Raw genomic sequence first — 18,867 nt, 5'->3', positions numbered from 1 at the left:
AGCGCAACTCACGGCTCATTGCCGCGATTTCGCCGAATACATAGGACACGCCTTTGTCGGAAAAGGGCCAAAACACGGCATTACGAAGATTTAATGTGCACTGCACAATGGATGTGCAACACGGTCGATACGACAATTCAACATGGTGAGGCGATCACACGTGGCGGATTAGCCAGCGAGGCGCGCCTCGGCATAATTGTCCTTTGGTGCAGCTTCGGCCGTCAACCTGAGCCCGAGCGCCTTCATGACGCCGAGCAGGGTTGAAAGCTTAGGATCGCCCTTGTCGCTCAGCGCCTTGTATAGCGCCTCACGTGTGACGCCGGCGTCCTTGGCAATGGATGTCATGCCCCGAGCCCTGGCCACGTTGCCGAGCGCATGGGTGATAATGGCAGGATCGCCGTCTTCGAAGGCCGCCTCGATATAGGCAAAGATCGCCTCCTCGCTGTCGAGAAATTCGGAAGCGTCCCATTTGGTGGTTTCGATGGTCATTAGACCTCCTTCGCCATGCTGATGGCTTTCTTGATGTCGGCCTTTTGCGATGACTTATTACCACCGCAGAGCAGAATGATGATCGTGTTGCCTGTCTTGACAAAATAGACGCGATAGCCCGGGCCATAGTCGACCCGCAATTCGCCGATGCCGTCGAAGAACTTGGCATCGCCGAGGTTGCCAAGCTCGACACGATCGATCCGGACCTGAATGCGCGCCTTGGCCCGCATGTCCTTGAGGGATTTGAACCAGTCGGCGAATTCAGCGGTTTTGCGGACTTCGATCACGGGCATTTTGTAATCCACAATTCACATATAGTCAAACGAACGTGAATTGCCGTTCACAGAATTCCCGCTACCTCAGCATCGGCCAGAGCGTCGCCGCCAACAGCACGCCCATGGCGATGTTGAACCATTTCAGCCGCACCGGGTCCGACAGGAAACCGCGCAGCGCGGTGCCGAACCCCGCCCACACCGAGACGCTTGGCAGATTGACGACGGTGAAGGCCACGGCGATCAACACCACCGACAGGAATGGACGCTCAGGATTGGCGTAGACGGCCATGGCGGTGATCGCCATCACCCATGCCTTAGGGTTGACCCACTGGAACGCCGCCGCATCGACGAAGCGCATCGGCCGCGCCTTCACCTCGCCCTTGCCGTTGAGCGAGCGCGACATGGCGATCTTCCAGGCGAGATAGAGCAGATAGACTCCGCCGGCGATCTTCAATCCGATGTGCAGCGCCGGGAAAGCCGTAAGCACCGCACCCAGGCCAAGACCCACGGCGACCAGCAGCACCAGAAAACCGATGCTGATGCCCAGCATGTGTGGAACCGATCTGACGAGGCCGAAATTCACTCCCGATGCCAGAAGCATGAGGTTGTTCGGCCCCGGCGTGATCGAGGTTACGAAAGCGTAGACAAGCAGGGCAAGGAATGCGTCAAGCGACATGATATCCTCCCAGATATGTCAGCATTATTGTCGCTTCGTGAGGGCAGTGCAAAGGCCAGCGGCCGGCTCCTGGTCGAACCAGGCCCCCCGCCGAAACTGTCGATGCGGCGGGCTTACATCGCCTGTGGGCCGCGGTTCAACGCCGCCACGCCGGTGCGGCAGATTTCGACCAGGCCGAGCGGCTTCATGATGGCGATGAACTGATCGATCTTGGAGCCCTTGCCGGTGATCTCGAAGATGAAATGCTCGGTGTTGGCGTCGATGACGCTGGCGCGGAACGCGTCGGCCAGCCGCAGTGCCTCGACGCGGGCCTCGCCGGTACCGGCCACCTTGACCAGCGCCAGTTCGCGCTCCAGCGGCCGCTCCTGGCCGGATTCATGCGAACGCACGGTCAGATCGACGACGCGGTGCACCGGCACGATGCGCTCCAGCTGATGCTTGATCTGCTCTAGCACATGCGGCGTGCCGCGCGTCACGATGGTGATGCGCGACAAGTGCTTCTCATGTTCGGTCTCGGAGACGGTCAGGCTCTCGATGTTGTAGCCGCGCCCTGAAAACAGGCCGATGACCCGGGCAAGCACGCCCGGCTCGTTGTCGACCAGCACGGAAAGCGTGTGGTTTTCCGGCTTTTCGGTTTCCTTGGCGATGAAATAGGCGGAACCGGTCGGTTGTAGCTGTGCGTTCATGACATGAATCTCGATTTCAAGCTCTTGGATCTAATGCTCTGTTTGCGCACGGCTTCTTGCGACAGCCCTGCCCGGGTCTGCCGGCTACACCAGTTCCCTGCCTCTGGCGTCGATGGCGTTGGCCACCGCCTCGTCGGTCGCCTCGTCGGGCAGCAGCATCTCGTTGTGCGCCTTGCCCGACGGGATCATCGGGAAGCAGTTGGCGAGCGTCGCCACGCGGCAATCGAACAGCACCGGCTTCCTGACCGAGATCATCTCCCTGATCGCGTCGTCCAACTCATCCGGCTTCTCGCAACGGATGCCGTGCCCGCCATAGGCCTCCGCCAGCTTGACGAAGTCCGGCATCGCCTCGGTATAGGAATGGGACAGGCGATTGCCGTGCAGCAGCTGCTGCCATTGCCGCACCATGCCCATATACTGGTTGTTCAAGATGAAGATCTTGATCGGCGCGTCGTGCTGCACGGCGGCGCTCATTTCCTGCATCGTCATCTGCACCGAGGCATCGCCGGCGATGTCGATGACCAACGCGTCGGGATGCGCGATCTGCACGCCGAGTGCCGCCGGCAGGCCGTAACCCATAGTGCCCAGCCCGCCTGACGTCATCCAGCGGTTCGGCTTCTCGAAATGATAGTGCTGCGCCGCCCACATCTGGTGCTGGCCGACCTCGGTGGTGATGTAGGTGTCCATGCCCTTGGTCAGTTCATAGAGCCGCTCGATGGCGTATTGCGGCATGATCACGTCGTTGTTCATCTTGTAGGCGAGCGAGTCGCGCGCGCGCCATTTGGCGATCTGCTCCCACCAGGGATAGAGCGCCTTCTTGTCGGCCTTGGCGCTCGCCCGCCACAGCCGCACCATGTCCTCCAGCACCCGGCCGACATCGCCGATGATCGGCACCTCGGTGTGGACATTCTTGTTGATCGACGACGGATCGATGTCGATGTGGATCTTCTTCGAGTTCGGCGAAAACGCGGTCAGCCGCCCGGTGATACGGTCGTCGAACCGAGCGCCGATGCAGATCATCACGTCGCAATCATGCATGGCCATATTGGCTTCATAGGTGCCGTGCATGCCCAGCATGCCCATCCAGTTCTTGCCCGATGCCGGATAGGCGCCGAGGCCCATCAGCGTCGAGGTGATCGGAAAACCGGTGAGATCGACCAGCTCGCGCAGCAGATGGCTTGCTTCCGGGCCGGAATTGATGACACCGCCGCCGCTATAGATGATCGGCTTCTTGGCGCCGGCCATCAGCTCGACCGCCGCCTTGATCTTGTCCAGGTCGCCCTGGACCTTCGGCTGGTAGCTGGTGCGCGGCGCGATCTGCGGCGGGACGTAGAACCCCTTGGCGAACTGCACATCCTTCGGGATGTCGACGACGACCGGACCGGGGCGGCCGGTGGTCGCGACATGGAAAGCCTCGTGGATGGTCGCGGCGAGTTCGTTGACGTCCTTCACCAGCCAGTTGTGCTTGGTGCAGGGGCGCGTGATGCCGACCGTATCGCATTCCTGAAAAGCGTCGGAGCCGATCAGCGAGGTCGGCACCTGCCCGGTCAGGCAGACCAGCGGGATCGAATCCATCAAGGCGTCCTGCAGCGGCGTCACCGCATTGGTAGCGCCGGGACCGGAAGTCACCAGCATCACGCCGGCCCTGCCGGTCGAGCGCGCGTAGCCTTCCGCCGCATGGCCGGCGCCCTGCTCGTGGCGCACCAGGATGTGCTCGACCTCGTCCTGCTGAAAGATCTCGTCATAGATCGGAAGGACAGCGCCACCCGGATAGCCGAAGACGTGCTTGACGCCATTGTCCTTCAGCGCCTGCACCACCATTTCGGCGCCTGTCATCTCGCGCCGCTCGTTCTTTCCGTTGCTCATCGGTCTTGTCCCGTACTGTCCGCCGTCAGGCGATTGCTGGTCGTTTAGTCGTGTTTCAGGCAATAAAAAAGGCTCCCGAGGGAGCCTGTGTCTGCGCATGGGGGGTTTTCGCCCGGCGGTTACACCGCCTTGCCCATGCGCTTTCCTACGAGAATGAGTGCCGTCTTCATGGTGGCGGACACTAAGGGCGGGAAAGGCAGCCTGTCAACGGGAAAAATCGCGCAGGGACGTGCAGTGTGCCGGCGCGATTGCGGTGATCAGCCCGGCGCCTTGCAGCGGGAAACGCGCGGATCGCATTTGGACACCTTCCTGGCCTGCATCTTTGCCGGTGGACGGTGAGGCGCCGCCTTGGCCGGACCATGGTGCTGGGACATGCGCATGGCCAGTGCCTGCTGGTGCGGCCTTTGCGGCCCGGCCCCGCGTGTCAGGCGCTGGCTAGAAACCGACTTGGACGAAGCCGGGTTGGGCGGCGATTTTACAACGATGCGCCCATTGCCGGAGGTTTTGTCGGCATGGGCCTTGAGCGCATCGGCCTTCGCACGGTTGCGGGCGGCCATCCGCTTGCGCACGGTGTCACCCTGATTGCCCGCTGCCACCGCGGCCGGAGAAAGGGCCTTGTCGCCGATCGACGTCTTGGAGCCATGGCCCACCACAGTTTGCCCGTTTCCATTGGGTGCCGTGGCGACGGGCGTTCCATTGCCGGCCAGCCTCTTGATCTCCGCGCCCTTGGAAGCATCGAGCCTTCCACTGGCAAACACCCCTTTGGGAGGTGGAACCACTTTTGCCGCCCTGATCGATTCGATGACGGGCTTCGGCAATTGCTGCAGCCTGGGCCCGGCATTGATCGCAACGACCTGATTGCCGAGCCGCACACGCGGCGCGTTGTTGACCACGACAGTCTGATTGATGATCGTCGTGTTGCGTACGATGACGACGTTTTCCTGAACCGGCCGCACCACCCTGACCAGATCGACCGCGCCGATCGCCGCCACCGGCACGAAACACCACCAGGCATCGTCGAAGGCGACGTCGACATCGGGCGGCGCCGGCGCCCAGCCGACATCGTTGCCGCCCTGGCGCCAGACCACCCAGGCTGGTGCCCATTGATCGCCGGCTATCCACACCCAGCCGAAATCTGGATCATAGGCCCAACGGCCGTAGTGATAGACGACATCGCCAAACGGCTCGGTGGATTGCCAGTACCAGCCGTCGTCGGTCCAGACCCAGTGACCTTCGGTGTAGGGCCGCCATTCGGTACGGACTGTCGGAACCCAGACATCGCCGAAGCGCGCGGAGGTTCGCCATCCGCCATAGTTTGAAAGCCTTTCGCGGATGGTAACGGAAATTTCCGCCGCGTGAGCCTGAGTTCCGGGCAGTACCAGCGGGCTGGTCAAGGTCGCGCTCATGGCCATGACCAGAGCCATGGCAGCGACGCGTCCGCGCCGGCCGATAAAATGAACTGAAAATGCTTGCATAACGGGCTCCAGAGTTCCGCATCCAGAAAATCCGCGGGAACCGACCTGTTGCCCGCCACCGCTTCCCGGCTTCTCACCGATCGGTTGTCGTCAGCCCCGGTGACCGCATTGCGGCATATGACCATCAATTTTGCGCGACGGGCGTGGCATTGTCCCGACGTTCGGAATCGGAGCGTCCGTTCCCAACAGCTGGGTGTTCCAAAACCGCTTGGTGATCTCAATTTCCGGGTAAGCCATTGAAACCGCTGAAAACTATGGTGGGGCGTGACGAGGGCCACTATCTTTGCCGATACTTGATTGTTCGGCCGGCACGTCGGGCTGAGCCATCATGACGATCTGGATTTCACGGGAGGAACCCTGATGCTCGATAAGGCCCCAAACAAGAAACTGTCCGACCTGCTCGATCAATTCGGCGCCGCCCTGGCCGCCAATGACATCGAGAAAGCGATCGATTGCTTTCAGGAGGATTGCTATTGGCGCGACCTCGTCACCTTCACCTGGAACATCAAGACCATGGAAGGCCGCGACCAGGTCCGCGACATGCTGAAAAGCCAGCTGTCGAAAACCAAGCCGTCACACTTTGCCATCGCCAACGGCGAGGATGCGACCGAGAGCGGAGGGCTGATCGAGGGCTGGATCAGCTTCGAGACGGAAGTTGCACGCGGTTTCGGTCATGTCAGGCTGAAGAACGGCAAGATCTGGACGCTGCTGACCACGATGGTCGAGCTGAAGGGCCACGAGGAGCCGGCGGGCTTCGCGCGGCCGATGGGCGCCAAACATGGCTCGGGCAAGAACCGTCCGACATGGAAGGAAGAGCGCGAAAAGGAGGCCGCCGAACTCGGCTTCAAGACGCAGCCCTATACGGTCATCATCGGCGGCGGCCAGGGCGGCATCGCGCTCGGCGCGCGGCTGCGGCAACTGGGCGTGCCGACGATCATCATCGAGAAGAACGAGCGCGCCGGCGACAGCTGGCGCAAGCGCTACAAGTCGCTCTGCCTGCATGACCCGGTCTGGTACGACCATCTGCCCTATATCGACTTCCCCAAGAACTGGCCGGTTTTCTCGCCCAAGGACAAGATCGGCGACTGGCTGGAAATGTACACCAAGGTGATGGAGCTGAATTACTGGTCCTCGACCGAGGCCAAAAGCGCTTCCTATGACGACAAGAAGAAGGAATGGACCGTCGTCGTCCACCGCGACGGCAAGGACATCACGCTGAGGCCGAAGCAACTGGTGCTGGCGACCGGACAGTCCGGCAAGGCCAATCTGCCGAAATTCAAGGGCATGGAGACCTTCAAGGGGGATCAGCATCACTCCTCGAAGCATCCCGGGCCCGACGCCTATGTCGGCAAAAAGGCGGTTGTCATCGGATCCAACAATTCCGCCCATGACATCGCCGCGGCACTTTGGGAAGCCGGCGCCGACGTCACCATGGTGCAGCGCTCGACCACCCACATCTCCAGATCCGACACGCTGATGGAAATCGGGCTGGGTTCGCTCTATTCGGAGCAGGCGGTCCAGAACGGCATCACCACGGCCAAGGCCGACCTGATCTTTGCTTCGCTGCCCTACAAGATCCTGCACGAGTTCCAGATCCCGGCCTATGCCGAGATGAAGAAACGCGACGCGGCGTTCTACGAGGGACTGAAAAACGCAGGTTTCATGCTTGACTGGGGCGACGACGAATCCGGCCTGTTCATGAAGTATCTGAGGCGCGGCTCTGGCTACTACATCGATGTCGGCGCATCACAGCTGATCATCGATGGTTCGATCAAGCTGATGAGCGGCGTAGACGTCGAGGAGATCAAGCAGCATTCTGTTCTGCTCAGCGACGGGTCGGAACTGCCCGCGGACCTCATCGTCTACGCCACCGGCTACGGCTCGATGAACGGCTGGGCCGCCGATCTGATCTCCAGGGACGTCGCCGACAAGGTTGGCAAATGCTGGGGCCTCGGCTCGAACACCACCAAGGATCCCGGCCCGTGGGAAGGCGAGTTGCGTAACATGTGGAAGCCGACGCAACAGGAAGCGCTATGGTTCCATGGCGGCAATTTGCACCAGTCACGCCACTATTCGCAGTTCCTGTCGCTGCAGTTGAAGGCGCGGCACGAAGGCATCGCGACACCGGTCTACGGCCTGCAGCAGGTCCACCACAAGGGCTAATCGACCGCCATTCCAGTTGAGCATCATGAAGGGGGCACGGCTTGCACCCTGCCTCCTTCCTCGATTGGATAACCTTACGAGATTGGCCCGATACGCTTCCAGTAGATGAGCGTGCCCGTCAGCCCGCCATGCGGCTTCAGTGCATAGTCCGGTATCTCGCCGGTCAGCGTGAAGCCGAGCTTTTCGTAGAGCCCTGAAGCGCCCTCGTCAGCGGCCGTATCGAGAACCAGCAGCGTCCGCCCCTTCTCGACGGCAAGGCTCTCGGCCGCCCGCATCAGGCGCGTTCCCACACCCCTGCCCCGGTAGTCGACGCGTGTCATCAGCTTGGCGATCTCGGCCCGGTGCGGCTGGTTGGGCGGGCAGTCGAGCAGCAAGGTTACTGTGCCGACCAGGACCTCGCCGTCCCAGGCGCCAAGCACGGCTCTTTCCCCTCTTTCCGCCGCGGCCAGCGACTTCTCCCAGAATGCCCTGGCTGCCTGCGGCGCCAGTGGATGCATGAAGCTCACCGATCCGCCGGCCGCCACCGTCGCGACCAGCAATTCGGCCAGCTTGTCTTGCGTCTCGGCAGTCGGGGTCAGGGTTCCGATCTCGATGGAGTTCATGCTTATGAGGTCCTGTGGTTTGCGATAGGCGTGGCACATTGCCGTCAGTCCAGGCGGCGCACGCGGCGTCGCTTTCGCGCCGCCTTGATGGCGCTGATGCGTTCGGCGTCTTCGTGCCCGAGATGCCGCCCGCGCTCCAGAATCTCGAGCGTGTACTCCTCATAGGTCAGGCCCAGCCGCTCGGCCCGGTCCATGCGCAGCAGCAGGACCTCGCGGCTCGGCGCCTTCCATGCCTTGGCATGGGCGGCCTGCCAGGCAAGGAAGATATAGGGGTCGCCCTTGCCCCATGGCGGGCCCTTGTACTCATCAAGAGGCGGCCCCCCATTATGGGAGCGCTTTGGTATTCTCGCCATGATGTCAGGCCCTGACCAACGCGACGAGATAGTCGGCACCGCGTTCCAGGGCATGGAAGGTGCAGTCAGACGGCGGCCCGAGCGCCAGGCAATCGCCTGGCTCAAGCCGGTGCACCGTCTCACCTTCGACGAATTCGAGCCGCCCGGAAATCAGCCATATCTGCTGCTTGATGAATGCGTAGGAAGCGGCCGGAAAGCTGACTTTGGCGCCCGCCGGCAGCTGTACCCTGATGAGTTCGAGCGGCATGTCGCCAGCCGGCGACAGGTGCCGTCTGACATAGCCGGTGTCGGGGTCGCGCCACACCGGTTGATCGGCCTCGCGTAGCAGCCCGCCGCCTTGCAACTCCGCGCGCGCGATCAAGGTCGACAGAGTCAGGCCGAAGGCCGCCGCGATGCGCACCAGAAGGGCCGCCGTCGGACTGGTCTTGCCGCGCTCGATCGTGCTCAGCATCGCTTTCGAGACGCCGGAACGCTCCGCAAGCTCGGCCAGGGACCAGTCCCGCATGACCCTTTCGGCGTGTATCCTTCGGCCGATCGTCGAGGAAATATCGTTCGCTATATCATCCATATGTCCATTATAGCGAAATATCTGCGTCGCAAAAGAGGTGCCTCGCGACAATTTTCATGCCGCCATTAAGCCTCTCTACACCATCCGACCTCATCGGGCCTTAACCCCATTCCTGTAGGCTCGATGCTCCAGGGGAAATGGGGATTGGCCTGTCCATGTATGTCGAACGCGCAGCTTCTGTTGGAGAACCGACATCGCAGGAGCGCCGCGACGCCGAGCAGAACGACAGGCGCATCCTGGGCAATGTCGTGCAGTGCGACGGCGCACGCGCCACCATCAGCGCCTATGCGGACGATGTCGACGGCGCGGTGACCGGCCTGTGGACGGTCGGCAAGATGATTTCCATCAATCTCGGGCCCACGCGAACCGTCGGCCTGGTCTACGGGATCGGCAAGTCGGATCGCGCCTGGAGCAATGAGGGCCAGAACGCCATCGAGGTCAGCATCGAGCTGATCGGCGAAGTACGTGATGCAGCAGAGCCCGGCGGCAAGCCGGTCTTCGACCGTGGCATTACCACCTACCCACATATCGGCGCCGTCGCGCACCGCATCCGCACCCGTGACCTGCAGGCTGTCTATGACCTCGCCGGGCGTCATTCGATCACCATCGGTACGCTCGCGCAGGACGAAGCGATTGCCGCCAACATCGCCATCGACGATACGCTGGCGCGTCACTTCGCCATTGTCGGCACCACCGGTGTCGGCAAGTCCACCGCCGTCTCGCTGCTGCTGCGCAAATCGATCGCGGCGCGACCCGACCTGCGCATCCTGATCCTCGACCCGCACAATGAGTTCGCGGCGTCGCTGCCCGAATATTGTGTCAGGGTCGATTCCAAAACCTTGGATCTTCCGTTCTGGATGTTCACGCTGGAGGAATTCGCCGAGGTGCTGTTCCGTGGCCGCGAGACGGAGCCGGAAGAAATCGACGCGTTGCGCGACCTCATCCCGGCCGCCAAGAACCTTTACCGCAATCCGAATTCCGGCGCCTATCTGCGGCGCGGCAACGATGCGCTGACCGCCGATACGCCGGTGCCTTACCGGATCGCCGACCTCCTCAAGCAGATCGACGAGCGGATGGGCATGCTCGAAAGCAAGGCCGATCGCCCGACGCTCAGATCGCTGAAGACTCGCATCGAATCGGCGGCGGCCGACCCACGCTACCGCTTCATGTTCAACTCGCGCCTGATCGAGGACACCATTCACGAAACGATCGGCAACATCTTCCGCGTGCCGCATCATGGCCGCCCGGTGACCTGCTTCGAGATGGCCGGCATGCCGTCCGAAGTGGTCAATTCCGTCTGCTCGGTTCTGGCGCGCCTGGCCTTCGATCTCGCTTTGTGGAGCGAAGGCAAGCTGCAGCTTCTGTTTTTGTGCGAAGAAGCGCACCGCTACATGCCGGCCGATCCGCGCCTCGGCTTCGCGCCGACCAGGCACGCGCTGTCGCGCATCGCCAAGGAAGGCCGCAAATATGGCTGCTATCTTGGCGTCGTCACCCAGCGCCCGGGCGAGCTCGACCCGACCATCCTGTCGCAATGCTCGACCTTCTTCGCCATGCGGCTTGCCAATGAGCAGGACCAGGCGATCATCCGTTCGGCGATTGCCGACTCCTCTGCCTCGACGCTTGCCTTCTTGTCCTCCATGGGCCAGCGCGAAGCCATCGCATTCGGCGAAGGCGTGGCGACGACCATGCGGCTGAAGTTCGAAAAACTGCCGAGCGAGCTGCTCCCGGGCACGGCCAAGCGCGAACAGGCCGCCTCTTCGAAGTCAGGCGACGATGTCGATCTGGTGGCAATCGTCGAACGACTGCGCAACGTGCCGAAACCAACGCAGCAGGCGATGGCCTTCGCGGAAGTCGTCGATTCAGGCCGCCAGGCGGGCGATCCCGACTACCGCAAGCCACCCGCCACTCGCGCGCCATCGGACGACGATTTCGACATGCGCTACGGTCTCAAGCCCGCGACCTTCGGCCTGCGCCCGCAAAACGACTGAGCCTGCGGGCTCTGCTGTTCTGCCGGTTGAGTGAGAACGGCGCCAAGGTTCCAGGGCTCAGCTTCGTTGGCATGCCTGGGTAAATCCCGAAAGAGAATTCATCAGGCCGAGTTGCATGATGTGGCTTTTGAGAAGCCGGAGCGGAACGGACATTTAGTCCGTGAGCACCGGAAGTCGAGAAGGTCGCGTCAGGCGACCGGCCTCATGAATTCTTCTTCGGGATTTTAGGCGCAGACGCGGTTGCGGCCTTGCCTCTTCGCCTCATAGAGCTGGCGGTCTGCCCGGCGATAGAACTCCTCCGCCGTTTCGTTGCGGTCCCAGACGGCAAGCCCAACGCTGGTGGTGATCTTGAGGCGGACATTGCCCGACAGCACCGACATGTTGGCGATCGCCTTGCGGATCCGCTCGGCAAACTTGCCCAGAAGGTCGGCATCCATGTTGGGCGTGACCACGGCGAACTCCTCGCCACCCAAACGCGCCACCACGTCGTGGTAGCGTGTCATATCCTTGAGACAGTTCGCGACGGCCTTGAGCACCTCGTCGCCGACATCATGGCCGTGAGTATCGTTGACCTGCTTGAAATGATCGAGATCCAGGATCATCAGCCCGACTGGTTTTTCGATGCGCCGGAACTCCTCGAGATACTCCTTCAGCGCGTCATCGAAATAGCGCCGGTTCTGCATGCCGGTCAGGCCGTCGGTCAGCGCCGCATGCTCGAAAGTTTCCGAGCGCGCGCTGAGCGAGACCGTCATCGCACGTAGCTTGCCTTCTTCTGTCGCCTGTTTTCGGATCAGCGGGTAGATGAAGAAAATGCCGAAGAACAGCGCGGTGGCCAAAAGCACACCGGTCGCGAACAAAAGCTTGTTGAGATAAATGACCTTGTTCAGACCCGAAGCCGTATGCAACTCGGTGGCGAAGGATTGCAGAAGGCCATAGGCATGCAGCGTCACCAGGCCGGCGGCCAGGATCACGAAGATAAAGACGAAAAATGCTGATTCCGCCTTGTGGAAACGCATCTGCTCCCCGCTGGAAAAGTACCCCACTGACCTTATGGCATGGGAGGGCTTACGGAGGGTTAATTGGGACAACCGCAACGAGAACCTATCCTTGCAGATAAACTTTTTAGGTTGCAATTGAAACAGCCAATCAGATCGTGGTTTCCAGATCATCACCGGGGCGCAATCTCAGCCATTCCGGCCCCAGTTGATGCCTGAACCAGGTCGTTTGCCGCTTGGAATATTGCCTGGTGGCGATCTTGGCGCGTTCGATCGCCTCGGGAAAGCCAATCTCTCCCGCCATCGCGGCCTGCAGTTCACGAACGCCGATCGCCTTCATCGCCGTTAATTGGGGGTCGAGGCCAAGCGCCGATAGTCGTTTGACTTCGTCCAGCGCGCCCTTGTCCAGCATCTGGTCGAAGCGCTTTTCGATGCGGTCGACCAGCGCCGCCCTGTCCGGCTCGATGACGAAGAAATGCGCGGTCTCCCTGTCGATGAGTGGCTGGCCGCGTTCTGCCTGCCATTCCCGGATCGAACGGCCCGATGCGTCGAGCACCTCCAATGCCCGCACGATGCGCTGGCTATCGGTTGGCTTGAGCATCATGGCGGCCGCCGAATCCTCGCGCAGCAGCAGGCTGTGCAGCTTGACGGCGCCCTGCTCCTTCAGTTCGTAGCGCCACCGGTCCCGAACCCGCTGCGGAATATCGGGCATTTCCGAAATGCCCTCGGCCAACGCACGGAAGTAGAGCCCGGTACCGCCGACAAAAATTGCGGGCCGTTCGGAAAGCGCACCGTCGTCGATCAGCTTCATCACGTCGCGCAGCCATGCGCCGGTGGAATAGGCTGTGGCCGGGTGGACATGGCCGTAGAGAAAATGCGGCGCGCGGGCGAGGTCGGCCGCCTCTGGCCGAGCGGTCAGCACATCGAGCACCGAATAGCCTTGCATGGAATCGGCATTGACGATCACGCCGTCCTTGCGCTCGGCCAGATCGAGCGCCAGCGCCGACTTGCCGCTGGCGGTCGGCCCGGCTATCAGGATCGCGTTCTTCACGCGGCCCTCGTCCGCATGTTCGCCGGAATGTTCCATGCCGCTCATCGCCACGCTTGTTTCCCATCCCGCTGACCGCGCCTTGTCGCTGTCGCTTGCGAATATGGCGTCACGGTCAGTCGGCGCAAGCGCTGTTGTCTGGCTTGCCGAAGGAATTGCCTGCGATCTTGTGCTGCCTGAGATTGCTGACGCCGCCGACACGAGTGCCGCCTTGCGCACGGCACTCGCCACCGAGGCGGTCGACGTAATCGTCCAGCAGGCCGAGACCCGCCGCAAAAAGATCCTCATGGCCGACATGGACTCAACCATGATCGACCAGGAATGCATCGACGAGCTGGCCGACGAGATCGGCGTCAAGGATCGTGTCGCCACCATCACCGCGCGATCGATGAACGGCGAGATCGCTTTCGAACCGGCTCTGCGCGAGCGAGTGGCACTGCTGAAAGCCCTCGACGCCGCCGTGGTCGACCGCATCGTCGCCAATCGTCTGACGCTGGCCTCAGGCGGCCGCGCGCTGGTTCAGACCATGCGCGCCAACGGCGCCTGGACGGCACTCGTGTCCGGCGGCTTCGAGGTCTTCACGACGCGAATCGCGGCCATGCTTGGCTTCCACGAGAACCGCGCCAACCGCCTGCTCGAACAGGATGGCCGCTTCACCGGGCTGGTCGGTGAACCGATCCTCGGCCGCGCCGCCAAGGCCGAAGCGCTGATCGAAATTTCAGCGCGCCTTGGTCTGACGCCCTTTGACGTCATCGCCGTCGGCGACGGCGCCAATGATCTCGACATGATCCGCCTGGCCGGCACCGGTGTTGCGCTTCATGCCAAGCCGACGGTGGCGGCACAGGCAAAGGTTCGCATCGACCATGGCGATCTGACCGCATTGCTCTATTTGCAAGGCTACAGGCAGGAAGAGTTTGTGCAATGAAACCAATGCGTACCGAGCGCCTGATCCTGCGCAACTGGGAGGATCGCGACCGTGAACTGTTCCACCGGATCAACTCCGACGAACAGGTGATGGAATTCTTTCCGTTCCGCCACGACCGCGCCGCCACGGATGCCAAGATGGACGAGTGGCGAGGCGTGATCGACCGCGACGGCTATGGCTTTGCCGCCGCCGAGATCATCACCACCGGTGAGTGCATCGGCTTTGTCGGCATCACCGGAACCGACCATATGCCGTTCCTGCCAGCGGGTACCATCGAGATCGGCTGGCGGCTGGCGCCTGAATTCTGGGGCAAGGGCTATGTCACTGAGGCCTCGGAAGCCTGGCTGGACTACGGCTTCGAAACGCTCGGCCTTGGCGAGATCGTCTCCTTTGCCGTCGGGAACAACCGCCGCTCCACAGCCGTCATGGAGCGCCTCGGCATGACTGCCGACCCGTCCGCCGACTTCGACCACCCCGGCATTCCCGCCAGCCAGCCCGCGCTCAAGCGACATGTGTTCTACCGGCTCTCCCGCGCCGCTTGGGAGCAAAGAAGAAAAAGGGCGGCCCGCTAGCCGCCCTTCCATTCTAGATGAGAATTCTGCCGGATCCTTCCGGACTTCAGTCCATCCGGATCGTGACGAACCTGAGCTCGCCGGTCTTCGACGCCAGCATCAAGAGCGCATTCTTGCGTCCCTGTTCCTTCAAGGCGCCGATCCGGTCCATAACATCCTTGGGCGTGGCGACCGATTCCTGTGCGATCTCGGTAATCACTTCGCCCGGCTGGATACCGCGTTCGGCGGCAGCAGAGTCCTTGGTGACGTCGGTGATGACGACGCCGGAAACATCGCCCGCAATGCTGAACTTCTTGCGCGTCTCGTCGTTCAGTTCGCCGACCGTCATCCCGAGCACCGAGGCCGTGGAAACGGCCGGGGCCTTTTCACTCTTGTCCTGATCGGTGTTGCCACCCTGTTCGCCGCTGGCGAGCTTTTCGCCGTCCTCGAGCCGCCCGAGCGTCACTTTCACGGTCTGCTCGACGCCCTTGCGCACAATCAGCACGTCGACCGCCTTGCCGACCGGGCTTTCGGCGACGACGCGCGGCAGATCGCGCATTTCATGAATGTCCTTGCCGTCGAATTTCAGGATGACGTCGCCGGCCTGAACTGTGCCATTGTCGACCGGACCACCCTTGATGACGCCGGCAACCAGCGCGCCCTTGGCAGTCACCATGCCGAGGCTCTCGGCGATGTCGTCGGTCACCGGCTGGATACGCACGCCGAGCCAACCGCGCCGCGTCTCGCCGAACTGGCGCAACTGGTCGACCACGCCCGAGGCGAGCTGCGAGGGAATGGAGAAGCCGATGCCGATCGAGCCGCCGGACGGCGAAATGATGGCGGTGTTGATGCCTATGACCTCGCCGGCGCTGTTGAACAGCGGGCCGCCGGAATTGCCGCGATTGATCGCGGCATCGGTCTGGATGAAGTCGTCATAGGGGCCGGAATTGATATCGCGGTTGCGGGCCGAGACGATACCGACCGTCACAGTGCCGCCGAGGCCGAACGGATTGCCGATCGCCATCACCCAGTCGCCGACACGCATCTTGGTGGAATCGCCAAACTTCACCGCCGTCAGCTTGTGTCCTTTCGGATCGACCTTCAGCACCGCGACATCTGTCTTGGTGTCGGTGCCGACCAGCGTTGCCTTCAAGGTAATGCCGTCGGAGAAATTGACTTCGATGTCGTCGGCGTCGGCGATCACGTGGTTGTTGGTGACGACGATGCCTTGCTCGGCATCGACGACGAACCCGGAGCCCAGCGACTGCACTTTCTGCCCGCTATTGTCCTTGTCGCCGCCGCGGTTCTTGAAGAAATCGTCGAAGAAGTCCTGGAAGGGCGAACCCTCTGGCAGCTGCGGCATCGGCACGGCACCCGGACCTTCGGTACCCTTCACCGTCTGCGAGGTCGAGATGTTGACCACCGCGCCGAGCAGGCCTTGGGCCAGATCGGCGACCGAAGCAGGTCCGTCAGCGGCAAATGTCGGTGTCACGAAGGACGGGACAGCGACGGCGCTGACAAGAAGTGCCGCAGCGCCCGCGATGAACGTCCGCCGTGCCGCGCGCAAAATTATGTTGGATGTCATCGAGAAGCCTCCCGGTATTCCTGAAAAGAAAAGCGCTTCGACGAAAACGCCGCGTCGCGCCATGTTGGCAAAAAATACGGCACGTTTGCGGCTATGACTATCGGCAGAGGATAAATCATCCGTTATCCCCGGGATCGAGGCTCGTATCGCGGATCGAAACCAGTATCCCGAAAACCGAAGCTCACCGGCCTCATATGCCTCGCACCAGCCAGACGATCCCGACGCCGATGGCGATCGCAGCCAGCCCGGCAATCCGCAACGCATTCTCGGGCAGCGACAGCACTTCGGTTGCAAGCCTCCTGGCAAGGCCGGGAAAGCCGCCATAGACCAGACCCTCTATGACAAGGACGAGGCCGATGGCGGCGAGAAAATCCTGCACCGGCCGCTACTGGCCGGTACTGGGCTGTACCGCCGGGGCGGCAGGTGCCGTTGCCGGCGCGGTTGGCGCAGCCGACCCCGGCTTCGCCGGCGCCTCCTTGCCGTCTGGATCGCGGAAGAAGCGGAAGAACTCCGAACTCGGCGACAGCACCATCGTCGTCCCGGTGTTGTCCAGCGCCGTTCCATATGCGTTCATCGACCGGTAGAAGTCGAAGAACGCCGGATCGCGCTGATACGCTCCCGCGAAGGTGGCACTGCGCTGGGCTTCGCCCTCGCCGCGCAGGATCTCCGACTCTTTCTGAGCTTCGGCAACGATCTCGACCACTTCGCGATCGGCGCGGGCCGTGATGCGCTGTGCCGCTTCATTGCCCCGCGCCCTCAGCCGCGCAGCCTCAGCCAGACGTTCCGCCTTCATGCGGTCGTAGGTTTGTTGCGAAACCTCGGCGGTGAGATCGGTGCGACGAATGCGGACATCCTCTATCTGCAGGCCGAGCGACGTCGCGTCTGGCCTAAGCTGATCGCGGACTTCGCGCATCATCACGGCACGCTGTTCGGAGAGCGCGGCCTCGAAATCGCGCAGACCGTAGACGCGGCGCAAGGCAGCGTCGAGACGCGTCCTCAGTCGCGCTTCGGCCAGTTCGATCTGACCGGACACGGCGGAGCGGAAGACGCGCGGATCCGAGATGCGGTAGGCGATGAAGGCGTCGACCTCATAGAACTTGCCGCCCGACACCTGGACACGAATGTTGTCGAGATCAAAGCGCAGCACCCGGTTCTCGATCAGTTGCACCGTATCGGCGTCGAAGAACGAGAACGGCGCCTTGAAGTAGATGCCGGGCTCGCTTTTGACGTCGACGATCTCGCCGAACCTGAGCACAAGCGCCTGCTGGCGCGCATTGACCACGAAGACCGACGAATAGAGCAGGAACAGGATGACGGCCGCTGCGACGACGATGACGGGAAGACGGTTGGCCATCATTGGTTACCTCCCGTAACGCCACCAGGCGCGGCCGGTGCCTGCGCCTTCGGCTGCAATGCCGGCAGTGGCAGATAGGGAACGACACCTTGGCCGTTGCCCTGCTCGACGATCACCTTGCTAGAATCCTTCAGAACCCTCTCCATGGTTTCCAGGTAGAGGCGCCTGCGCGTCACGTCGGGCGCCTTGGCATATTCGTCATAGACCGAGATGAAGCGCTGTGCCTCACCTTCAGCCTCTTGCACGACCCGGTTCTTGTAGGCGGCCGCGTCTTCGCGGACCTGTGCGGCTTCGCCGCGCGCCTGGCCGAGCTTCTGGTTGGAATATTGGTTGGCCTGCTCGACAAACTTGTCTTCGTCCTGCTCGGCGCGCTGCACCTCGTCGAACGCATCGGCGACTTCGCGTGGCGGAGCCGCATCCTCGATCGAGACGGCATTGACGTTGAGACCGGCCTTGTAGCCGTCCAGCGTCGTCTGGATGATTTCACGCACCGAGGCGGCGATGCCCTGGCGGTCGTCGCGGAAGATGTCCTGCGCCGGCCGGCGGCCGACGGCTTCGCGCATGGCGCTTTCGGCGACCTGCCGCAGCATTCCGTCGGGGTCGGACACGTCGAACAGATACGACCTCGGGTCGGAGACCTGATAGGCCACCGAGAACTGCACGTTGACGATGTTCTGGTCGCCGGTGAGCATCAGCCCGGAGGTGTTGCCACTCGTCGCGCCACCGCCGCCGATATCGACGAGTTGCTCGGAGATCTTGGCCGTCTCGACCGTTTCGAGCGGCCACCAATGGAAATGCAGGCCCGGCTGCGACAGCTCGGCCTTCGGCTTACCGAAGCGCAGTTCGACCGCGACCTCGTCGGGCTGCACGGTGTAAACCGCCTTGAAGGCCCACAGCACCACGAGTGCCGCCGCGATCAGTGCGAAGATAGCCGGGCTTGCGCCGCCGCCACCCGGCAGGGCGCGCCGCAGCCGGTCCTGGCCGCGGCGGATGATGTCTTCAAGATCGGGAGGCGAGCCCTGCGGGCCGCTCGGTCCCTTTGGTCCCTGCCCCCAGGGTCCTTGATTGCCGCCGCCGCCCCATGGGCCGCCGCCACCGCCACTTTTATCGTTCCAGGGCATAAATGTCCTTTCGCTTGGAATTCCCTCAAGCGCCGGCATTTCGGCGCAAAATCCAGTATGTTCTTCTATAGGGACGCCGCGAGGCGCTTTCAACGCGATGCGCTGCCAGTTCGTCCGATTTGGTCCGGTCGCGACCCTTTGTCTTCC

19 protein-coding genes are annotated in these 18,867 nt (G+C 62.3%); 4 read left to right on the top strand and 15 right to left on the bottom strand.

Features of this window, described 5'->3' with window-relative positions; translation table 11 throughout:
* Nucleotides 1-168 precede the first annotated feature (168 nt).
* The 6 genes from X744_RS167000 to X744_RS167025 all read right to left on the bottom strand — a co-directional run bounded on the left by X744_RS167000 (nucleotide 169) and on the right by X744_RS167025 (nucleotide 5,467).
* Nucleotides 169-489, bottom strand: a complete 321-nt coding sequence (locus X744_RS167000; RefSeq protein ID WP_023757093.1) for an addiction module antidote protein — start codon at nucleotides 487-489, stop codon at nucleotides 169-171.
* Nucleotides 489-782 (bottom strand): type II toxin-antitoxin system RelE/ParE family toxin, encoded by a 294-nt coding sequence (locus tag X744_RS167005; RefSeq protein WP_198032170.1) that lies wholly within the window; start codon nucleotides 780-782, stop codon nucleotides 489-491. Before X744_RS167005 ends, X744_RS167000 begins: the two co-directional genes overlap by 1 nt.
* 61 nt (nucleotides 783-843) lie before the next feature.
* Nucleotides 844-1,440 (bottom strand): LysE family translocator, encoded by a 597-nt coding sequence (locus X744_RS167010; protein WP_023757091.1) that lies wholly within the window; start codon nucleotides 1,438-1,440, stop codon nucleotides 844-846.
* A gap of 113 nt (nucleotides 1,441-1,553) precedes the next feature.
* The gene (gene ilvN / locus X744_RS167015; protein ID WP_023757090.1) at nucleotides 1,554-2,126 is read right to left on the bottom strand and encodes an acetolactate synthase small subunit; all 573 of its coding nucleotides are present in this window, start codon (nucleotides 2,124-2,126) and stop codon (nucleotides 1,554-1,556) included.
* An 84-nt stretch (nucleotides 2,127-2,210) separates the two neighbouring features.
* Entirely contained in the window at nucleotides 2,211-3,992 is a 1,782-nt protein-coding gene (locus X744_RS167020; protein ID WP_084025073.1) for an acetolactate synthase 3 large subunit, read from the bottom strand.
* 257 nt (nucleotides 3,993-4,249) lie between these two features.
* A complete protein-coding gene (locus tag X744_RS167025; protein ID WP_245266385.1) occupies nucleotides 4,250-5,467 on the bottom strand; it encodes a DUF6600 domain-containing protein in 1,218 nt (405 codons plus the stop codon).
* A 360-nt stretch (nucleotides 5,468-5,827) separates the two neighbouring features.
* On the opposite strand from X744_RS167025, the gene X744_RS167030 reads away from it, so the two are divergent.
* Nucleotides 5,828-7,630 (top strand): NAD(P)/FAD-dependent oxidoreductase, encoded by a 1,803-nt coding sequence (locus X744_RS167030; protein ID WP_023757087.1) that lies wholly within the window; start codon nucleotides 5,828-5,830, stop codon nucleotides 7,628-7,630.
* Between the two features lie 74 nt (nucleotides 7,631-7,704).
* Here X744_RS167030 and X744_RS167035 read toward each other — a convergent pair whose 3' ends face one another.
* From X744_RS167035 to X744_RS167045, 3 genes are read right to left on the bottom strand one after another with little or no spacing between them, the layout of a single operon-like run.
* A complete protein-coding gene (locus tag X744_RS167035; RefSeq protein WP_023757086.1) occupies nucleotides 7,705-8,232 on the bottom strand; it encodes an N-acetyltransferase in 528 nt (175 codons plus the stop codon).
* Nucleotides 8,233-8,276: 44 nt separating this feature from the next.
* Entirely contained in the window at nucleotides 8,277-8,585 is a 309-nt protein-coding gene (locus X744_RS167040) for a hypothetical protein (protein WP_023757085.1), read from the bottom strand.
* A 4-nt stretch (nucleotides 8,586-8,589) separates the two neighbouring features.
* A complete protein-coding gene (locus X744_RS167045) occupies nucleotides 8,590-9,153 on the bottom strand; it encodes an XRE family transcriptional regulator (RefSeq protein ID WP_023757084.1) in 564 nt (187 codons plus the stop codon).
* A 155-nt stretch (nucleotides 9,154-9,308) separates the two neighbouring features.
* Here X744_RS167045 and X744_RS167050 point away from each other — a divergent pair, with 155 nt between their 5' ends.
* Nucleotides 9,309-11,141 carry an ATP-binding protein gene (locus tag X744_RS167050; protein ID WP_023757083.1) on the top strand — a complete coding sequence of 611 codons (1,833 nt, stop codon included), beginning with the start codon at nucleotides 9,309-9,311 and terminating at the stop codon, nucleotides 11,139-11,141.
* Nucleotides 11,142-11,365: 224 nt separating this feature from the next.
* Here the strand turns inward: X744_RS167050 and X744_RS167055 are convergent, their stop codons facing one another.
* The gene (locus tag X744_RS167055) at nucleotides 11,366-12,157 is read right to left on the bottom strand and encodes a GGDEF domain-containing protein (RefSeq protein ID WP_023757082.1); all 792 of its coding nucleotides are present in this window, start codon (nucleotides 12,155-12,157) and stop codon (nucleotides 11,366-11,368) included.
* Nucleotides 12,158-12,287: 130 nt separating this feature from the next.
* Complete coding sequence (miaA, locus tag X744_RS0135765) at nucleotides 12,288-13,232, bottom strand: tRNA (adenosine(37)-N6)-dimethylallyltransferase MiaA (protein WP_031259538.1); 945 nt, start codon at nucleotides 13,230-13,232, stop codon at nucleotides 12,288-12,290.
* Between miaA and serB the strand changes: the two genes are divergently transcribed.
* Nucleotides 13,222-14,109, top strand: coding sequence for a phosphoserine phosphatase SerB (serB, locus tag X744_RS167060; protein ID WP_023757081.1), 888 nt, complete (start codon nucleotides 13,222-13,224; stop codon nucleotides 14,107-14,109). The genes miaA and serB overlap by 11 nt on opposite strands.
* Complete coding sequence (locus X744_RS167065; protein ID WP_023757080.1) at nucleotides 14,106-14,681, top strand: GNAT family N-acetyltransferase; 576 nt, start codon at nucleotides 14,106-14,108, stop codon at nucleotides 14,679-14,681. Before serB ends, X744_RS167065 begins: the two co-directional genes overlap by 4 nt.
* Nucleotides 14,682-14,727: 46 nt before the next feature.
* Here the strand turns inward: X744_RS167065 and X744_RS167070 are convergent, their stop codons facing one another.
* From X744_RS167070 to hflK, 4 genes are all read right to left on the bottom strand, one after another.
* Nucleotides 14,728-16,245, bottom strand: a complete 1,518-nt coding sequence (locus tag X744_RS167070) for a DegQ family serine endoprotease (RefSeq protein ID WP_023757079.1) — start codon at nucleotides 16,243-16,245, stop codon at nucleotides 14,728-14,730.
* 190 nt (nucleotides 16,246-16,435) lie between these two features.
* Complete coding sequence (locus tag X744_RS167075; RefSeq protein WP_023757078.1) at nucleotides 16,436-16,624, bottom strand: DUF2065 domain-containing protein; 189 nt, start codon at nucleotides 16,622-16,624, stop codon at nucleotides 16,436-16,438.
* 6 nt (nucleotides 16,625-16,630) lie between these two features.
* Nucleotides 16,631-17,599, bottom strand: a complete 969-nt coding sequence (locus X744_RS167080) for a protease modulator HflC (RefSeq protein WP_023757077.1) — start codon at nucleotides 17,597-17,599, stop codon at nucleotides 16,631-16,633.
* Nucleotides 17,599-18,720, bottom strand: coding sequence for an FtsH protease activity modulator HflK (gene hflK, locus X744_RS167085; protein WP_023757076.1), 1,122 nt, complete (start codon nucleotides 18,718-18,720; stop codon nucleotides 17,599-17,601). The genes X744_RS167080 and hflK overlap by 1 nt, the downstream gene beginning before the upstream one ends.
* Nucleotides 18,721-18,867 lie beyond the last annotated feature (147 nt).

This window comes from Mesorhizobium sp. LNHC252B00 (assembly GCF_000502955.1).
Taxonomy (GTDB): Bacteria; Pseudomonadota; Alphaproteobacteria; order Rhizobiales; family Rhizobiaceae; genus Mesorhizobium.
Note: the sequence above shows the minus strand (reverse complement) of the source record. Positions and strands in the feature narration are given on the sequence as shown.

Coding starts and splice junctions, on each gene's coding strand:
- X744_RS167000 (WP_023757093.1), bottom strand. CDS start 489: ATGACCATCGAAACCACCAAATGGGACGCTTCCGAATTTCTCGACAGC.
- X744_RS167005 (WP_198032170.1), bottom strand. CDS start 782: ATGCCCGTGATCGAAGTCCGCAAAACCGCTGAATTCGCCGACTGGTTC.
- X744_RS167010 (WP_023757091.1), bottom strand. CDS start 1,440: ATGTCGCTTGACGCATTCCTTGCCCTGCTTGTCTACGCTTTCGTAACC.
- ilvN (WP_023757090.1), bottom strand. CDS start 2,126: ATGAACGCACAGCTACAACCGACCGGTTCCGCCTATTTCATCGCCAAG.
- X744_RS167020 (WP_084025073.1), bottom strand. CDS start 3,992: ATGAGCAACGGAAAGAACGAGCGGCGCGAGATGACAGGCGCCGAAATG.
- X744_RS167025 (WP_245266385.1), bottom strand. CDS start 5,467: ATGCAAGCATTTTCAGTTCATTTTATCGGCCGGCGCGGACGCGTCGCT.
- X744_RS167030 (WP_023757087.1), top strand. CDS start 5,828: ATGCTCGATAAGGCCCCAAACAAGAAACTGTCCGACCTGCTCGATCAA.
- X744_RS167035 (WP_023757086.1), bottom strand. CDS start 8,232: ATGAACTCCATCGAGATCGGAACCCTGACCCCGACTGCCGAGACGCAA.
- X744_RS167040 (WP_023757085.1), bottom strand. CDS start 8,585: ATGGCGAGAATACCAAAGCGCTCCCATAATGGGGGGCCGCCTCTTGAT.
- X744_RS167045 (WP_023757084.1), bottom strand. CDS start 9,153: ATGGATGATATAGCGAACGATATTTCCTCGACGATCGGCCGAAGGATA.
- X744_RS167050 (WP_023757083.1), top strand. CDS start 9,309: ATGTATGTCGAACGCGCAGCTTCTGTTGGAGAACCGACATCGCAGGAG.
- X744_RS167055 (WP_023757082.1), bottom strand. CDS start 12,157: ATGCGTTTCCACAAGGCGGAATCAGCATTTTTCGTCTTTATCTTCGTG.
- serB (WP_023757081.1), top strand. CDS start 13,222: ATGCCGCTCATCGCCACGCTTGTTTCCCATCCCGCTGACCGCGCCTTG.
- miaA (WP_031259538.1), bottom strand. CDS start 13,232: ATGAGCGGCATGGAACATTCCGGCGAACATGCGGACGAGGGCCGCGTG.
- X744_RS167065 (WP_023757080.1), top strand. CDS start 14,106: ATGAAACCAATGCGTACCGAGCGCCTGATCCTGCGCAACTGGGAGGAT.
- X744_RS167070 (WP_023757079.1), bottom strand. CDS start 16,245: ATGACATCCAACATAATTTTGCGCGCGGCACGGCGGACGTTCATCGCG.
- X744_RS167080 (WP_023757077.1), bottom strand. CDS start 17,599: ATGGCCAACCGTCTTCCCGTCATCGTCGTCGCAGCGGCCGTCATCCTG.
- hflK (WP_023757076.1), bottom strand. CDS start 18,720: ATGCCCTGGAACGATAAAAGTGGCGGTGGCGGCGGCCCATGGGGCGGC.